The sequence below is a fragment of the Dyadobacter sp. HNCC25DJ185 genome (assembly GCF_056895195.1).
On sequence record NZ_JBXHAR010000009.1, the window covers coordinates 130,806 to 145,811 of the forward strand.

General features: G+C 46.7%; 13 protein-coding genes. 6 read left to right on the forward strand and 7 right to left on the reverse strand.

Going from position 1 to position 15,006, the window contains the following annotated elements; all coding sequences use genetic code 11:
- The first annotated feature begins 10 nt into the window (after positions 1–10).
- The 3 genes from AC1XUF_RS24545 to AC1XUF_RS24555 are packed head-to-tail and all read left to right on the forward strand — an operon-like array spanning position 11 to position 3,568.
- Positions 11–1,999, forward strand: coding sequence for a TonB-dependent receptor plug domain-containing protein (locus tag AC1XUF_RS24545; RefSeq protein WP_483344501.1), 1,989 nt, complete (start codon positions 11–13; stop codon positions 1,997–1,999).
- On the forward strand, positions 1,996–3,069 hold the full coding sequence (locus AC1XUF_RS24550) for a cytochrome-c peroxidase (protein WP_483344502.1): 1,074 nt from the start codon (positions 1,996–1,998) through the stop codon (positions 3,067–3,069). Before AC1XUF_RS24545 ends, AC1XUF_RS24550 begins: the two co-directional genes overlap by 4 nt.
- A 1-nt stretch (position 3,070) precedes the next feature.
- A complete protein-coding gene (locus AC1XUF_RS24555) occupies positions 3,071–3,568 on the forward strand; it encodes a molybdopterin-dependent oxidoreductase (RefSeq protein ID WP_483344503.1) in 498 nt (165 codons plus the stop codon).
- Between the two features lie 7 nt (positions 3,569–3,575).
- On the opposite strand, the gene AC1XUF_RS24560 is transcribed toward AC1XUF_RS24555, so the two are convergent.
- Positions 3,576–3,734, reverse strand: a complete 159-nt coding sequence (locus AC1XUF_RS24560; protein ID WP_483344504.1) for a hypothetical protein — start codon at positions 3,732–3,734, stop codon at positions 3,576–3,578.
- A gap of 359 nt (positions 3,735–4,093) precedes the next feature.
- Between AC1XUF_RS24560 and AC1XUF_RS24565 the strand changes: the two genes are divergently transcribed.
- Together AC1XUF_RS24565 and AC1XUF_RS24570 are read left to right on the forward strand one after the other, a co-directional pair.
- Entirely contained in the window at positions 4,094–4,978 is an 885-nt protein-coding gene (locus tag AC1XUF_RS24565; RefSeq protein ID WP_483344505.1) for a DUF488 domain-containing protein, read from the forward strand.
- A gap of 1 nt (position 4,979) precedes the next feature.
- Positions 4,980–5,804, forward strand: a complete 825-nt coding sequence (locus tag AC1XUF_RS24570) for a hypothetical protein (protein ID WP_483344506.1) — start codon at positions 4,980–4,982, stop codon at positions 5,802–5,804.
- A 78-nt stretch (positions 5,805–5,882) separates the two neighbouring features.
- On the opposite strand, the gene AC1XUF_RS24575 is transcribed toward AC1XUF_RS24570, so the two are convergent.
- The 5 genes from AC1XUF_RS24575 to AC1XUF_RS24595 all read right to left on the reverse strand — a co-directional run bounded on the left by AC1XUF_RS24575 (position 5,883) and on the right by AC1XUF_RS24595 (position 13,690).
- Positions 5,883–6,512: a response regulator gene (locus AC1XUF_RS24575; protein WP_483344673.1), complete on the reverse strand. Its 630-nt coding sequence runs from the start codon at positions 6,510–6,512 to the stop codon at positions 5,883–5,885.
- An 8-nt stretch (positions 6,513–6,520) separates the two neighbouring features.
- On the reverse strand, positions 6,521–8,776 hold the full coding sequence (locus tag AC1XUF_RS24580; RefSeq protein ID WP_483344507.1) for an ATP-binding protein: 2,256 nt from the start codon (positions 8,774–8,776) through the stop codon (positions 6,521–6,523).
- Positions 8,777–8,872: 96 nt separating this feature from the next.
- Positions 8,873–10,525, reverse strand: a complete 1,653-nt coding sequence (locus AC1XUF_RS24585; protein WP_483344508.1) for a T9SS type A sorting domain-containing protein — start codon at positions 10,523–10,525, stop codon at positions 8,873–8,875.
- 107 nt (positions 10,526–10,632) lie between these two features.
- Positions 10,633–12,372 carry a PQQ-dependent sugar dehydrogenase gene (locus tag AC1XUF_RS24590; RefSeq protein ID WP_483344509.1) on the reverse strand — a complete coding sequence of 580 codons (1,740 nt, stop codon included), beginning with the start codon at positions 12,370–12,372 and terminating at the stop codon, positions 10,633–10,635.
- A gap of 151 nt (positions 12,373–12,523) precedes the next feature.
- Positions 12,524–13,690: an AIR synthase related protein gene (locus AC1XUF_RS24595; protein WP_483344510.1), complete on the reverse strand. Its 1,167-nt coding sequence runs from the start codon at positions 13,688–13,690 to the stop codon at positions 12,524–12,526.
- 256 nt (positions 13,691–13,946) lie between these two features.
- Between AC1XUF_RS24595 and AC1XUF_RS24600 the strand changes: the two genes are divergently transcribed.
- Positions 13,947–14,480 (forward strand): C40 family peptidase, encoded by a 534-nt coding sequence (locus tag AC1XUF_RS24600; protein WP_483344511.1) that lies wholly within the window; start codon positions 13,947–13,949, stop codon positions 14,478–14,480.
- A 33-nt stretch (positions 14,481–14,513) separates the two neighbouring features.
- On the opposite strand, the gene tnpA is transcribed toward AC1XUF_RS24600, so the two are convergent.
- Positions 14,514–14,948, reverse strand: a complete 435-nt coding sequence (tnpA, locus tag AC1XUF_RS24605; RefSeq protein WP_483344512.1) for an IS200/IS605 family transposase — start codon at positions 14,946–14,948, stop codon at positions 14,514–14,516.
- Positions 14,949–15,006 lie beyond the last annotated feature (58 nt).

Below are 15,006 nucleotides of genomic sequence, written 5' to 3' on the forward strand. Positions count from 1 at the left end.
CGCTTGGCAAATGAACAAGATCTTTCCTTTCCTGAGTATCCTTTTTATTTCTTCCTTAAAAGTAGCGGCGCAAGACGAGCCGCAGAATCTGCCCGACCGCACTTTTCAACTCGGCGAAGTGAACATTTCGGGCAAAGGCAATGCCGACAGCAGCCAGCGACTGACTTACGCGCGCATCGAAAAGTTCAACCGCAATGATCTTTCCAATGCGTTGAACCTGCTTCCGGGCGTGAGTATTGCCAATGTGGGTCCGCGGAATGAATCGGTGGTTTATGTGAGAGGTTTTGATCTGCGCCAGGTGCCGGTTTTTATAGACGGGGTGCCGGTATACGTACCTTACGATGGCTATGTGGATATGGGCCGCTTCACGACTTTCGATCTGGCGGAGGTGAATGTTTCCAAAGGATTTGCGTCGATTTTATATGGGGCCAATACGATGGGCGGGGCAATTAACCTCGTGTCGCGCAAGCCTGTCGAGAAATTCGAGATCAATGGTCGCGCCGGGATTTACAGTGGAAATGGGTATCGCTGGAATGTGAATGTGGGTTCTAGGCTGGGGAAATTCTTTTACCAGATCGGCGCGTCACAGCTCAAACAGGATTCGTCCCCACTCTCGGCAGATTATAAACCGAGAAAATACCAAACTACCGGGGACCGCGAGAATTCCTACCGCAATGATCGCAAGATCAGCGCCAAAATCGGTTTTACTCCTAATGCGACCGACGAATATGCGATCGGATATGCCTTCCAGAAAGGCGAAAAAGGCAACCCGCCGTATGTCGGCGACGATTCCAAAATCACGACCCGCTTCTGGAAATGGCCGGAGTGGAATAAGCAGAGCCTTTACTTTATTTCCAAAACTGCGGTAGGAAGTACCAGTCAGATCAAAACCAGGTTGTATTACGACACATTTGTGAACTCGCTTTTCAGCTACGACGATACGACTTACACCAAGCAAACAAAAGGTTACGCATTCCAGAGCTACTACGACGATTACACGGTGGGCGGCAATGCCGAATTCGAATCGAGGGCATTGGCCAGGAATATTTTCAAGCTCAATGTGCAGTACAAACGCGACGTCCACCGCGAGCACGATCTCGGCGAACCGGTTCAGGCTTACATCGACAATACGGTTTCGATCGGTGCGGAAAATACTTATCAGATTTTACCAACACTGGCATTGGTGCCGGGTATCGGTTTCAATGCGCGACATGCCGAAAAAGCGCAGGAATACAATGCTACTTCCAAAGAGCTGACAAACTTTGCCGCCAGTAAAAACAATGCAGTAAATGCGCAGATCGGGCTTTTCTGGGACATTGACCCCAATCATTCGCTTCGTGGATCCGTGACAAGAAAAACACGCTTCGCGACAATCAAAGACCGATACTCATACCGCATGGGCCAGGCAATACCAAATCCTGACTTAGGTGCAGAAGTAGCCATGAACATTGACCTGAGTTATTCGGGCAAAGTCGCCGACAAACTGGGCCTGCAGGCCAGCATTTTCAACAGTGCCATCAGCGACATTATCCAGCAGGTCGACAATGTGCAGCCGGGACGTTTTCAGTTGCAGAATGCCGGCGACGCACGTTTCTATGGAGCCGAGGCAGGTTTTGACTACAATATTATCAGCGGCTTGAAACTGGGTACCAATTATTCTTTTATCAAAAGAAAAAACAAAACCAACCCGGCCATTCTCTTCACCAATGTTCCTGAGCATAAGGTATTTGGCTACATTGATTATGCATTCCTGAAACGCGCCGAAATCCTCGTCAGCGTGGAACACAACAGCGACCGGTACAGCACCAGCTACGGTACCAAAGCCAAAGCTTACACGCTGGTGAACTCGAAGGTTTCGGTGAAGTTGTATAAATTCATCTCCGCCGAGGGTGGTATCAACAACATTTTCGACAGGAATTATACATTGGTCGAAGGTTTCCCGGAGGCGGGGCGTAATTTCTTCGTGAACCTGGTTTTCAATTATTTATCCAAAAAATGAAAGGCCTAGTCCTTCTGGTCATTTCAGGGATCATTTTACTGTCGGCCGGCAGTAAACCAAAGCCTTACCCGCTTCGCCACCCGGCGAATTTTGGCGGGAGATATGTGGTGCCCGCCGATAACCCGACGACCGTGGAAGGGGTATACCTCGGCAGAATGTTGTTTTATGAAAAGCGGCTTTCTGCCAACAATGCAGTTTCCTGCGCAACTTGTCACCAGCAAAACCGGGCATTTACAGACGGAAAAAGATTCAGTCTGGGAGTAGATAACACGCCGACCCCGAGGAATTCCATGTCGCTGGCGAACCTGCTTTGGGTGCGGAATTTCTTCTGGGACGGCAGGGCAGCTGGCCTGGAAGCGCAGGCCATTTTCCCGCTGACCGACGCCCACGAAATGGGGCAGACATTGAAGGTATCCGCAGAAAAATTGCGGGCGCTCAAAACTTACCCGTCTTTGTTCCAAAAAGCCTTCGGTACCGATTCTATATCCGAGGCCAACATTGTGAAAACGCTCTCCCAATTTGAAAGAACCTTGATTTCCGCGAACTCGAATTATGATAAATACCTCGCCGGAACATACCAGCCGACGGCGGAAGAAATGAGCGGCATGCAGCTTTTCAGCAGTGCGCCGGACCCACAAAAAGGCATCCGCGGCGCAAATTGCGAACATTGCCACGGCGGCCCGAAAACATTCAAGGAGCTTTTTCACAACAACGGGCTTGACAGCATTGCCGCCGATCAGGGCCGGGAAAATTTCACCCGCGACGCTTCCGACCGCGGCCGGTTCCGCGTGCCGTCGCTGCGTAACATTGCGCTCACCGCGCCTTACATGCACGACGGCCGGTTCGCGACCCTGGAAGAAGTGGTAGATCATTACAGTGAACACCTCCGCGAAAGTGCTACATTGAGCAGCTTCCTGGTGAATGTTTCCAATGATCCAAATGGCAAAAAGCTCAATCTGACCAAACAGGAAAAAGGCCAGCTGCTGGCTTTCCTGCACATGCTCACCGACTCGACATTCATCACCAATCCAGAATTTTCAGATCCCCATCAACCTTTAAAGCTCCCTTGAAATGCTGAAATCACTTTTATCCCGTATCACTATCACCGCAGCATTGTCTGTTTTCCTGCTCCAGATCTCCATCGCTCAGACAATCAGCGTGAGCGGCGAAGTAGCCACGCCGCTGACATTGAAAAAAGAGGATTTTGCCAGCTACAAGCCCGTCAGCCAAAAAATAAAAGACCGCGACGGCAAAGAACACGAGTTCAAAGGCGTGGCATTGATCGAAATCCTTGAAAAAGCAGGCGTCACCACCGGCAGCAAGCTCCGCGGCGAAAACCTGACCAAGCTGGTACTCATCAAAGCCGCCGACGGCTACGAAGTCATCTACTCCCTGGCCGAAGTTGATCCTGAATTCACCAGCCAGGTGATCATACTCGCATTTGAAAAAGACGGCCAGCCGCTGCCAAACGGCGAAGGACCATTTAGAATGATCGCACCCAATGACAAGAAGCCAGCGCGCTGGGTGCGGGAGGTAAGGGAGATTAAAGTGGCTTTTGTTAAGGATTGATTTAATGTCAACCTGACATTAACGCTGCTTTCATTGCCGCCATATTCTGGCAAAAAAACACCAGGTCGCGAACGGTGTAGAAAATGTCCAGCTTGCAGGGGTTGTAGCCCGCTTGCTGGTCATACACCTGAAAGACACTATAAACTTCCCAAAGATGCTCCACCATTTCGCCGGGCTTGTTAAGCTCGAATAGCTCCTGAACGAGCTAAGCATAATTCGGTTGCGACAAGTCCGGAGACTCGTCTGAATGTTGTTGGTTGTTCATTTGCATGTTATTTGGGATGGGAAAAATTAAAAATGCCCTGTCTTAGGTGTCCCGCGCCCATACAAAGGCGCCCAGGAGCTTTCGCTTGATCCACACCATAACAGGGCAATGTTCACTCGATTTTTATTTTGTATGCATTTAATTGGGAATGCGAGTATTCGGAAGAGGTTTGGGGGAATGCAAAATAAGTCAGGGGCATTTTTCTAACGGTACGTGGTACCGTTCGGTGGCATTTAAGACTATTTATCTACCTTTGTCTCATGTTTTACAGAAGAAAAATAATACTCGCGCTACTTCAAGACTTCGGAGGAAATTTGCCAAAAATTGCCCTTCAAAAGCTGCTTTTCCTTTTTACTGAAAGGCAATCCAAACGAGATTACGATTTTGTGCCCTATAAATACGGTTGTTATTCTTTTTCAGCCAATGCGGACTTAATAGCGATGGTGGGGCACAACCAGTTATCGGAAGACCAGGTCAGCTACACCAAGATCGGGTCCGAGAACTACATTAAGTTGCTGAATGAAAAGGATAAAAAAATTCTGATTGATATTAAAAACTCTTACGGCAATTTATCAATAGACTCACTTATTAAACTGACCTATTTAAATTATCAATATTACTCAATCAATAGTGTCAAGGCTAAGGAAATTCTTAGTGATGAACAATATCAGCATGTTTTAAACGCAAAGCCTGTTAATCACAATACAATTTTATATACCATTGGATACGAGGGAATTTCTCTGGAAGAATATCTCAATCGACTTATTAAAAATGATATAAAAATCTTGATTGATGTTAGATGTAATCCTTTAAGTATGAAATTCGGGTTTTCAAAAAAGCAATTAAAGACTTTTTGTGAAAATTTAGGGATTAACTATTTACATATTCCGGAAGTCGGAATTCAATCTGACCAAAGACAAGAACTTAAAACGCAGACCGACTACGATAATCTTTTTGAAGTCTACAAAAAGCAGAACTTACGTAATACCATAGGTCAGCAGGAACAAATCCTGCACCTGCTGAAAAAAAGCAAGCGGGTTGCATTGACTTGCTTTGAAGCAAACATTTGTCAATGTCACAGAAAGCATCTAGCAGAGGCAATTATAAAACTTCCCGAGTGGAATTTTGAACTAAAACATATCTAGAATGGCACTAACAAAGGTTTTGATTGCAGTCAAAACTTACCCCACACTATCAAATAAATATGATGAGTTAGTTTGTACAGCAGGTTTTCTCGAAGATGGAAGTTGGATTAGAATCTACCCAATTCCGTTTAGAAAGCTTGAATATGACAAGCAATACAGCAAATATGATTGGATTGAAATAGACATTGAAAAGAATAGTTCCGACTTTCGTTTTGAGAGCTATAAACCGAGATCGATTGATTCACCATTTAGAATCGTTGGTAATATCGAATCCGAAAAAGGCACTTGGAGGCTTAGAAAAGAGATTGTGCTTCAAAACGTTCATACTAACATGACAGCGCTGATTGCAAGTGCAAAGGACAGTAAATTGTATACCTCACTTGCTGTCTTCAAGCCAAAATCAATACTTGATTTTAAAATTGAAAAAGTAGAGCGTGACTGGGACAAAAAGAAATTAGATATACTAAAGGCAAATGCAAGCCAGTTAAATCTCTTCAAAAATTCAGACAACCCTTTTGAAGTTGTTCAAAAATTACCGTATAAATTTTCCTACAAATTTACCAGTGAGGATGGTATTGAGAGAACAATGATGATCGAAGATTGGGAAATTGGAATGTTATACTGGAATTGTTTGAAACGCCACGAAGGGAATGAGTCAAAAGCTTGTGCCGACGTCAAAAGGAAATATTTTGATGACTTTGCGAAAACGAAAGATTTATATTTGTTTCTAGGCACAACGCGAGAATTTCATATGATTGCACCAAACCCATTTGTAATCATCGGGACATTTCATCCGATGAAAACGACGCAGTTGGATTTATTCTGATATATAACTCCCGGAAATCACATTGTCACTCTTCCCTGAAACGAAATATTTTTTGCAAGTCTCAATGATGTCCAGCCCCTACATCAACCTGTTTTTCCTCACAAAATTCAGCAGGCCTACCGAAGTGTAAATATTCAGCTTCCGGCAAATGTTTCTCCGGTGCGCATTGATCGTGAATTCGCTGATAAAGAGTTTCTCCCCGATTTCCCTGCTGGTAAGGCCGTCTGCGATGTGCCGCAGGATTTCCACTTCTCGTGGTGTGATCTGGTATTTTTTCAAAAAATCGTCAAGTTGAAAGGGAGGCGACATGTCGTCGGACAGGATGCCCTGAAACCACTTCCCGCCGCTGGCAACGGTGATCACCGCTTCCTTCAGTTCAACGGAGCTGCAATCTTTGATCAGATAACCCTCGGCACCCAGCTTTTTGATTTCCCTCAAAAGCTCCGGCTGGCCGTAACTTGTAAAAACGATGACCTTCACTCTGCCAAAATCTCTCCTGATCACTTTGAGGGTTTCAATGCCGTCCATATGCGGCATATTCAGATCGAGCAGGACCAGGTCAAAGGGAAATTGTTTCAGTTTTGAAATCAAATGCTTTCCATTCGACGCAGAATCTGCCAGCTCCACCATATCGATTTCCCGTATCACGCCCAATATGCCGTCTACCAGCAGGGGATGATCGTCCGCTATGATCACTTTAATCGGCATCTTCAATTTCAAACCTGTTTTACCAAATAAATTTCAATCACTACAAGTACCCCTCCGTCCTGTTTGTTGCTGATTTCCATTTTCCCGTTCAGATAAGCCACCCGGGAGCGGATCGTACTCAATCCCTGCCCTTCCACCTGTGACATGTCCCTCAGCCCTACCCCGTTGTCCTCGACAATCATGGAAACGGTATCGGCGTGCTCAATTACCTCGAGGGAAGCCTTGCTGGCCCTGGCGTGTTTGAGTACGTTGTGCAGCAGTTCCTGGATAATCCGGTACAAGTCATTTAAAAAAGGAAGGTTGTAGTTTCCTGTATCTTCAAAACCCACCACAACCGTTTCGAGGGCTATTTTGCAGGATAAATTAATGATCTCGGCAGAATCCAGGACAGCTTTCCGAAACCCGTACCGCTCAATAACCAACGGATTGAGCTGGTGGCTCAGATCACGTATCGTGCTGGAAACGGAAGAAAGAATTTCCTGCGTTTTCTGCAGCTTTTGTTCCCCCTGCTCATCGTTCCTCCCTTTTTCCAGGGTCGAAGAGACAGACAACGAAGCCAGCGCGAGCATCGAGCTGACCTCGTCGTGCAGCTGATCGGCAATCTTGCGACGCTCCTTTTCTTCTGCTTCCATGACGCCGCGCATCAGATCGATATGACGCTGCTTCTGGATCTTTTCGATTTCGCTTTCCTGCAAAGCTTCCTTCTGCCGGTTCCTGATTGTCCGGTTGCGCGAGTTCACGATCAGCAAGCCGATCGCCAGGATGGAAAGGCCTATGACGACACTATAGAATGCCCGCTCTTTTTTGATTTCCCGGTTACGGTAAAGGCTTTCCTCGTTAAGCTTTGCAATTTGCTGTTCTTTATCCTGGATCCTGACTTTGGCAAGCACCTCCTGGATCGCCCGGTATTTATTCAGGTTTGTCAGTGAATCTTTGATGTCATAATAAGTCTCCAGAGACTGCATATATCCAGGATAGTCACCTCTTGCCTTCAAAAAATCCGCATAAAACCGGTTGTAGTAATACCCGGTAGCGGAGTATTTTTTATTGGTCAATGCCTCACGAAAAAAATTGAAAATCTTTTCGGCCTGGTCATATTTTTTGTTCAGTGTCAGGATATGGGCATAATACAGCTCAACCGGCAGCACATGGAAACCCTTGGAATAACTGTCTGTCGCCGCAAATTTCTTATAATATTCTTCTGCTTTGACATATTCCTTACGATGCTCCGCCAAAAGGCCCGCAGCAATAAAATAACTGATATAAGGTATTTTTTCTTCCGGTAAATTAAACTGCTCCCTGCTTTTGTCAAGAAATTCAGCCGCATTCGCGAACTCCTGCTGACAAGCTTTTACCACGGCCATTTCTGCATTGAAATAGGCTGCCTGGGCACCGTTAGGATTGGGTTTAATGCTTGAATTATAGAAAAGCTCCCCGAATTTCCCGGCGTTTTCAAAATCTGTCAATAGGAGGTTGAGCTGCATGAGCTGATAATAGACGCTCGGCCTGGGATTGCGGAATGTAAATGCGGTACGCTCATACAGTTTTCTCGGGAAGCGGTACAAAGACGAATCCTGTGCCAGCTCCAGCAGCGACTCAAACTCTTCTACCTGTTTCTGAGGATTGTATTGCAGGAAAATATTGGCATAGTTGTAGCGCGCCGTGAAAAGCGCATTCTTATCCTTCACACCAGCCGCAAGGGCAATTGCCTTGCTGAGATACCTGTGCATAAAAGCTGTATCCACGGGATTCGAAATGGCTTTAAAGGTATAGATGAAAGAGAGGTTTTCATTATCCTTAGCCTGAAGGCATACTTTCTCTCCCAAAGCAATGTATTTTTGGGAAGAGTCCGGATTTTCCCATTCGCCGTAAAGCAACACGGTCAAAGCCAATGCCTCACGGTACATCCGGCCGGTTCCCTGTGCGTTCTGCCTTGCTTTTGCATAAAGCTTTTCGGCTTCTTCAAAAAAGTGCAAAGACTCTTTGGCTTTTGCCCAGCTCATCAAAATGACATGCGCTTTCTTTTTGTCGCCCGTTTTCTGAACGATGGGAAGGTATTCGGCAAGGAACTCGTAAGCAACATTCAGGTTATTTTTCCCTATATCCTGGATCAGGTCGCAAGCTTCGCGGAAGGACTGGTCTGTAACCGGCAATTTTTTCAGCCTGTGCCAGGCCGCCCTGCCCTCCTGTGGCGTGTAGGTTTCCGAATAACCACCGACAGATAGTAAAACAAAAAAACAAACGAGTGAGAAACGGAACCTCATACAGCTCATGGTTTCGGGAGGCAGGTCATCAATTACTGACAGCTAATTAAATATAGAGAACAAAAATGATTCGGATATGGAAAGCAACAAATTGTTTTATTCCCTGACAAATTTCCGTCTTTGCACCCCATTAACATCTTCATATTGAAGAATATACATGCCATAAACCAGATTTTTGACATCGATCTCCAATTGCTCCTGCTGCGTAAACTCCCATTGCCCGAGCGCTTTTCCATTGGAACTGAATAACTTCACCTGCGCATTCCGGGATGAGTTGCCGCTCGTATGAATACGCAGCAAGTTGCCGCGCACCGGATTTCCCAAAATGAACAAATCCCTGGTTTCGGGTTTATGCACGCTGATGATCTTTGAATAGTAAAAAGTCCCGTCGTAGTCGACCTGTTTAAGTCTGTAATACACAATGCTGCCCCTGGAAACCCTGTCGGCAAAACTGTAAAAAGCATTGTCGCTGCTGTTTCCCGTTCCTTTTATTTCCCCGATTTTCTTCAACGTCGCCGGCGAATCTCCTGCCTGAATTTCAAAGCGGTCGTTATTGATTTCCTGGGCAGTTGTCCAATCGAGCAATACCGCTTGCTCCGCTTCCGAAAATTTACCTTCAAATGTGGCCAGCCTGACCGGCAAAGGATCATGAATGATAAATGCAGAGACAGTCTGCCGGGAGCCATTATTGGCATCCTGGTACCCTACATAGGGATTGCCATAGGGATCCATGGCAAGGGTCACGAAACCTGCGACATTGCCTGTGAAATTGGGAGCGCCGACGAAATCCCACCCGGTACCGTTGAAATTTTTGACACTGACTGAAAAAGGGCTTGCTTCCAGTCTGTAACCGATAAATGGAACATTGTCCTTATCGATGGCCAGAGAAATGTATGAGCAGACATCGGGGGATATGCTTTGCGTCCCGACGAACTCCCAGGCTGTTCCATTGAATTTCATGCAACTGGCCCTGGCACCCGATTCCGAGTTGCGAAAAGCCACGTAGGGGACATTACTGCTGTTGATCGCCAGGCACATGAACTTGACGATACCGGGGCTAAAACCAGTCGTACCCACGTTCACCCACTCCGTTCCGTCAAATTTTTTGACCGTAGCTTTCAGCGAACTTCCCCCATCTTCATATGCTACATAGGGTACATCATTGCCGTCAATGGCAAAATCCATGGATTGGATAAAATCATCGGAAAAGCCGGTTGAACCCACTACCTCCCAGACAGTCCCATTGAATTTTTTGACAGTAGCCCTTCCCTGAATTCCATGGTAGGCTTTTTGATCACGATAAAACAAATAAGGCTCATCATGACTGTTGATAGCGATTTCGACACTTCCCGCCATTTCCTCCGACACATCTAAACCCACTTTTTCCCAGACCGCGCCGGTCAGCTTCCAAACGGATGCCTGCAAATCGGAACCGCTGATGACAGCGACATAGGGGATATCGGCGGAATTCAATGCCAGGGAACAGGCCTGGCCGCCCTGGCCGCCGGCAAAATTCTCGTTGCCAATGCTAGTCCAAATATTCCCGACCAGCTTTTTGACCGTCACCTGCTGACTGCCCCCGGAGGAGTAAGCGATGTAAGGTTTTTTCTGTGAATCAAAAGCGATACTGCTTTGAAAAGAAAAACCAGCTGAAAACCCTGCATTACCCACGGCTGTCCATTGTGCAAAAACCGTCTGGCAGGCTAATGCAGAAAAGAGAAAGAGGGAGAATTTGGTAATGATTTTCATAGAAAACGGATGAAAGAGTGAAAGCCAATCCTGGCTTACAAAACTCTTTACATTCGTTACCCTTAGAAATACTTAGTTCTAACTATTTCAAAAAAACCATCAGCCTGTCATTCCATAACCAGCACTTTTTGCTGAACAACCCGGTCATGGTCCGACAGCCGTACCACGTAAATCCCTGAGGAAGTGGCACTCAGCGGAATACTCACTGCCCCGCTCCTGCCGGTAATCTCTTGTTTTAAGAAGACATGACCGCCTACACCAACCAGCTCGACCCATTGAAACGGCTGGTCAAGCACCAGGTTCATGGTATGATTGGTAATCAGCGAGGGCCGGATAAAATGATCTGTCGGGCTTTCGGGTCCGTTGTCAACCGCAACGATCCTGGAATATTGGAAGCTATCGTCGGTATCGATCATTTTCAGACGGTAATAGTTGATTCCAGTCTGATTGGTTGTGTGCGTAAAGCCATAACTGCCTCCCGAAATTGAATTCTGGGACGGTATGGTTCCGATCTTTTCAAATCCGACGGCGTCCCGGCTATATTCAATTTCAAATGCGCGGGAGTTCTCCTCCGTTGAGGTCTGCCACGACAGTTTTATCCCTTCATTTCCTGGCACACCCGAAAAGCTGATCAGTGTAACAGGCAGAGCGTTTTCTGTAAAGATCCGGTACACAGCGCCATCAGTCACCGCGTAAATCTCGCCGTCTTCGTCTTCCCCGATATCAACTATACCCGTGATCGGAGAAGTCTGGTAAGCATCCGGGGCGCCGCCACTCTTGATCTTATGGATCTGTCCTGAAGAATAATCCATGCCAATGTAGTAACCATACATCAGCGGCGATGCACTTCCACGATAAACCACTCCGCCAATCACGGACCTTCCCCTTTCAGCGCCGGTTGGATAGGTATAAACAGGGGAAACAGTGGCCGACTGTACCGGACAACCGGTGCGATCGGCAATATTCGGTGTAACAAGCTCGCCCTCAAAACAGCGCCAGCCAAAATTAGCCCCGGAGAGGCTGCCCGCCGGGACGTAGTCGATTTCCTCTCTTGTATTTTGTCCCACATCGCCAATCCATATCGCATGGGTGAGCCTGTCGAAACTCCATCGGAAAGGATTTCGCAAGCCACGTGCATAAATCAGGGAGCCCGTGATAGGGTTATCCGCCGGTATTTCGTAAGGTGTAGGCGAGCCCGATGGAACGTCCATATCTATACGAAGCAGTTTCCCCAATAATGATGTGGTACTCTGCGCATTGCCAATGGGCTGGGTAGGGTTGTCATTGGCACCGCCACCGTCTCCGGTCGACATATAAAGATATCCGTCGTCGTAACCGAAGTGGAGTTCCCCGCCATTGTGGTTGGATTGCCCGGGATGTGGGATTTCTAGTATTTTAAGATAGCTGGATACATCTGCGGAATTACCGGAAGGTGTTGTAGCCGTGTACCTTGCCAACACCAGGCTACCCGCGACATCGGTGTAAAAGGCGTAAAAATAGCCATTGGCGGCATAGTTAGGATGAAAGGCGATGCTCAGTAAACCTCTTTCCCCGCCACTTCCAACAATCTGTCCGCCGCTGTTCATATCAAGAAATGTGGCAGGCGTTCCGGGGGCGCCGGGCAGAAAAACCCTAATAGTACCTCCTCTTTCCGCGATAAAAATGCGTTTCGACCCGTCGCCGGCGTGCACCAGCTGCATGGCCAGCGACAAATTCTTGATAAATCCCTGATTCGTTGTATCGATTTTCACATCGGGACTCTGGGCAGACGTCCCTGTGAGAGACAAGGCACAAATGAGTAGCATTGCAAATTCAGCTACGGCTTTCGATGGGGCAAAATTTCTCATAGTCGGTCATTTGATGAATGCAATAAATTCTATAATATTTTAAGAATTGTTACTACAATTCACATGCCCGGATCCACCTACCTTTTATTTGAAAAAATAAAGCCTTCCAGTTCAATCAACTGAAAGGCCTTTAAATGCTTTCCAGAATGCTTTAATAAATAAATTCGCCGAATTCTGATCTGATGGTAAGTTTTTTGTCTTTAGACTCTTCAACCCGTCCCACCACCTGCGCTTCGATGCCAAATGATCTGGAAACGGCAACCACGCGTTCGGCAAATGCTTCAGGCAGGTAAATTTCCAGCCTGTGCCCCATATTGAACACCTTATACATTTCCTGCCAGCTGGTACCGCTTTCTTCCTGGATTAACCTGAACAAGGGAGGGATAGGAAGCAGGTTGTCTTTGATAATGTGAAGGTTATCAACAAAATGTAGAATTTTTGTCTGGGCGCCGCCGCTGCAATGTACCATGCCATGAATATGTGGCCTCATCTCGTCCAGGAGCGCCTTAGCTACCGGGGCGTAAGTGCGCGTGGGCGAAAGAATGAGCTGCCCCACGTCCAACGGCGCTCCTTCTACGTTATCTGTCAGTTTCTTGCTCCCGCTGTAAATCAGGTCCTCGCTCACTTCGGGATCAAAGCTTTCGGAGTACTTGCTCAGGTATTTACTCAGGATATCGTGACGGGCAGACGTAAGCCCGTTACTTCCCATGCCACCGTTGTAACCAGTTTCATAATTGGCCTGTCCGTACGACGCCAGCCCAACGATGACGTCCCCTGCCTGGATATTAGCATTATCTATCACTTCCGAACGCTTCATCCGGGCGATCACGGTACTGTTAACAGTTACTGTCCTCACCAGATCACCCACATCCGCCGTTTCTCCGCCTGTGCTGTAAATCTCCACGCCATAGCTGCGCAACATGTCCAATACTTCCTCCGCACCGTTAATAACTTCGGCGATCACTTCACCGGGAATACGGTTTTTATTCCTGTCAATGGTGGATGAATACAGCATCGGACCTGTCGCGCCGACACACAACAAATCGTCCGTGTTCATCACAATAGCATCCTGTGCAATGCCTTTCCAGACGGAGATGTCGCCGGTTTCCTTCCAATACAAATAAGCAAGGGATGTCTTGGTCCCCGCGCCGTCCGCATGCATGATGGTGCAATAATCGGGATCGCCGGCCAGGGTATCAGGGACGATTTTGCAAAAAGCTTTGGGAAAAATGCCTTTATCTATCTTTTCAATGGCCTTATGCACATCTTCTTTTGAAGCCGATACACCGCGCTGGAGATAACGGTCGGTTGTTTTCATCTGAATGTTTTTGGATTTTTTACAGCAGTCCTACTAAGCCACAAAAGTAGGTAAAAAGGGCTTTAAACCTTTAGTTTAACGAAAACAGTCCTTTGCGACGTAGTTTCAATAAGTTACAAAATATTTCAAAAATTAATAATTTGTTAAAATCTGATTATGCAAAAAAGTTTTTAGCTTTACAATCCTAGGGTTTTCAAGATCCGAAACCATAGAATCTATTGTTTATAAGTTAAAGACCCGAACCCACAATCAGTTCATGCGTTTTTTGATTCGTTCAATAGTTACATCCGCCTTCCTGCTCATTGTTTCCGCTTTCTGCCATATTTCCGAGGCTAAGGCTTTGGAAGCTACTGCTTCGAAGGGATTGGTCTATGAGTCTACAGCAACAGACAGCACCGGGACCATCCTGTCTCTGGTTTCATTTGCCACAAAACATTTACATGTCCCATACCGCTCAGGCGGGTCTTCCAAAAGGGGCTTCGACTGCTCCGGTTTCGTGAGGTACTGCTTCAGTAAGCTCAATGTGTCGCTTCCCCATTCCAGCGCCGCACAAGCACAACATGGCGAAACGGTAGCATTGGACGACGCTAAGCCGGGAGACCTGATCTTCTTCAAGGGCGAAAGTTCAAAAAGCAGCCGCATCGGGCACGTAGGAATTATCACGGAAGTAGCGCCAGGCTACGTCAAGTTCATCCATTCCGCATTTAAGGGAGGCATCCGTTATGATCTGCTCAATGCGAGTTATTACTCCAAGCGTTTTGTGGCGATTAAGCGGTTGGTGGAGCGGTAGGTGCCGCCCTTAGCCGTCAGCTTAAGCTGACGGTCAGCGATTGAGTCGTTGCCAGCCGTATTTTTTCTCGAAGCGATCTATTTCTTCTTTGAAAGTCTTTTTAGCGTGATGCGCCTCCTGGTTTAAGATATATTGTCGCACCCGCGCGATATGTCTCTCACTGACACTCACTGCCCAATAATCGTCCTGCCAGACAAATTTCTCGGAGGTCAGTTTATTCTGATTTATCCAATAAGAGGATTCTCCCTTCATAAGCCGCGCTATATTTGCCAAAGTCTGATCTCTGCCTAGTACGAAAAGACAATGTGCATGGTCTTTATGACCATTGACGACATCAAGCCAGATCTCTTTCCGTGCCGCATTTTCTTTAATATGGAAAAATACCTTATGCCTTATTTTATCATTCAGATAGGGCTTCCGATACTTCGTACAAAAAACCATATGTATCCAGATGCTTGTCCAACTCATAGAAATTAGCGGTGAAGGGTGAATGGGAAAAAGGTGAATGAAAATGATCGCTTCCAAC

Excerpts from the sequence above, each read along its gene's own strand:
- AC1XUF_RS24545 (WP_483344501.1), top strand. The coding sequence starts at position 11 with ATGAACAAGATCTTTCCTTTCCTGAGTATCCTTTTTATTTCTTCCTTA.
- AC1XUF_RS24550 (WP_483344502.1), top strand. The coding sequence starts at position 1,996 with ATGAAAGGCCTAGTCCTTCTGGTCATTTCAGGGATCATTTTACTGTCG.
- AC1XUF_RS24555 (WP_483344503.1), top strand. The coding sequence starts at position 3,071 with ATGCTGAAATCACTTTTATCCCGTATCACTATCACCGCAGCATTGTCT.
- AC1XUF_RS24560 (WP_483344504.1), bottom strand. The coding sequence starts at position 3,734 with ATGGTGGAGCATCTTTGGGAAGTTTATAGTGTCTTTCAGGTGTATGAC.
- AC1XUF_RS24565 (WP_483344505.1), top strand. The coding sequence starts at position 4,094 with ATGTTTTACAGAAGAAAAATAATACTCGCGCTACTTCAAGACTTCGGA.
- AC1XUF_RS24570 (WP_483344506.1), top strand. The coding sequence starts at position 4,980 with ATGGCACTAACAAAGGTTTTGATTGCAGTCAAAACTTACCCCACACTA.
- AC1XUF_RS24575 (WP_483344673.1), bottom strand. The coding sequence starts at position 6,512 with ATGCCGATTAAAGTGATCATAGCGGACGATCATCCCCTGCTGGTAGAC.
- AC1XUF_RS24580 (WP_483344507.1), bottom strand. The coding sequence starts at position 8,776 with ATGAGGTTCCGTTTCTCACTCGTTTGTTTTTTTGTTTTACTATCTGTC.
- AC1XUF_RS24585 (WP_483344508.1), bottom strand. The coding sequence starts at position 10,525 with ATGAAAATCATTACCAAATTCTCCCTCTTTCTCTTTTCTGCATTAGCC.
- AC1XUF_RS24590 (WP_483344509.1), bottom strand. The coding sequence starts at position 12,372 with ATGAGAAATTTTGCCCCATCGAAAGCCGTAGCTGAATTTGCAATGCTA.
- AC1XUF_RS24595 (WP_483344510.1), bottom strand. The coding sequence starts at position 13,690 with ATGAAAACAACCGACCGTTATCTCCAGCGCGGTGTATCGGCTTCAAAA.
- AC1XUF_RS24600 (WP_483344511.1), top strand. The coding sequence starts at position 13,947 with ATGCGTTTTTTGATTCGTTCAATAGTTACATCCGCCTTCCTGCTCATT.
- tnpA (WP_483344512.1), bottom strand. The coding sequence starts at position 14,948 with ATGAGTTGGACAAGCATCTGGATACATATGGTTTTTTGTACGAAGTAT.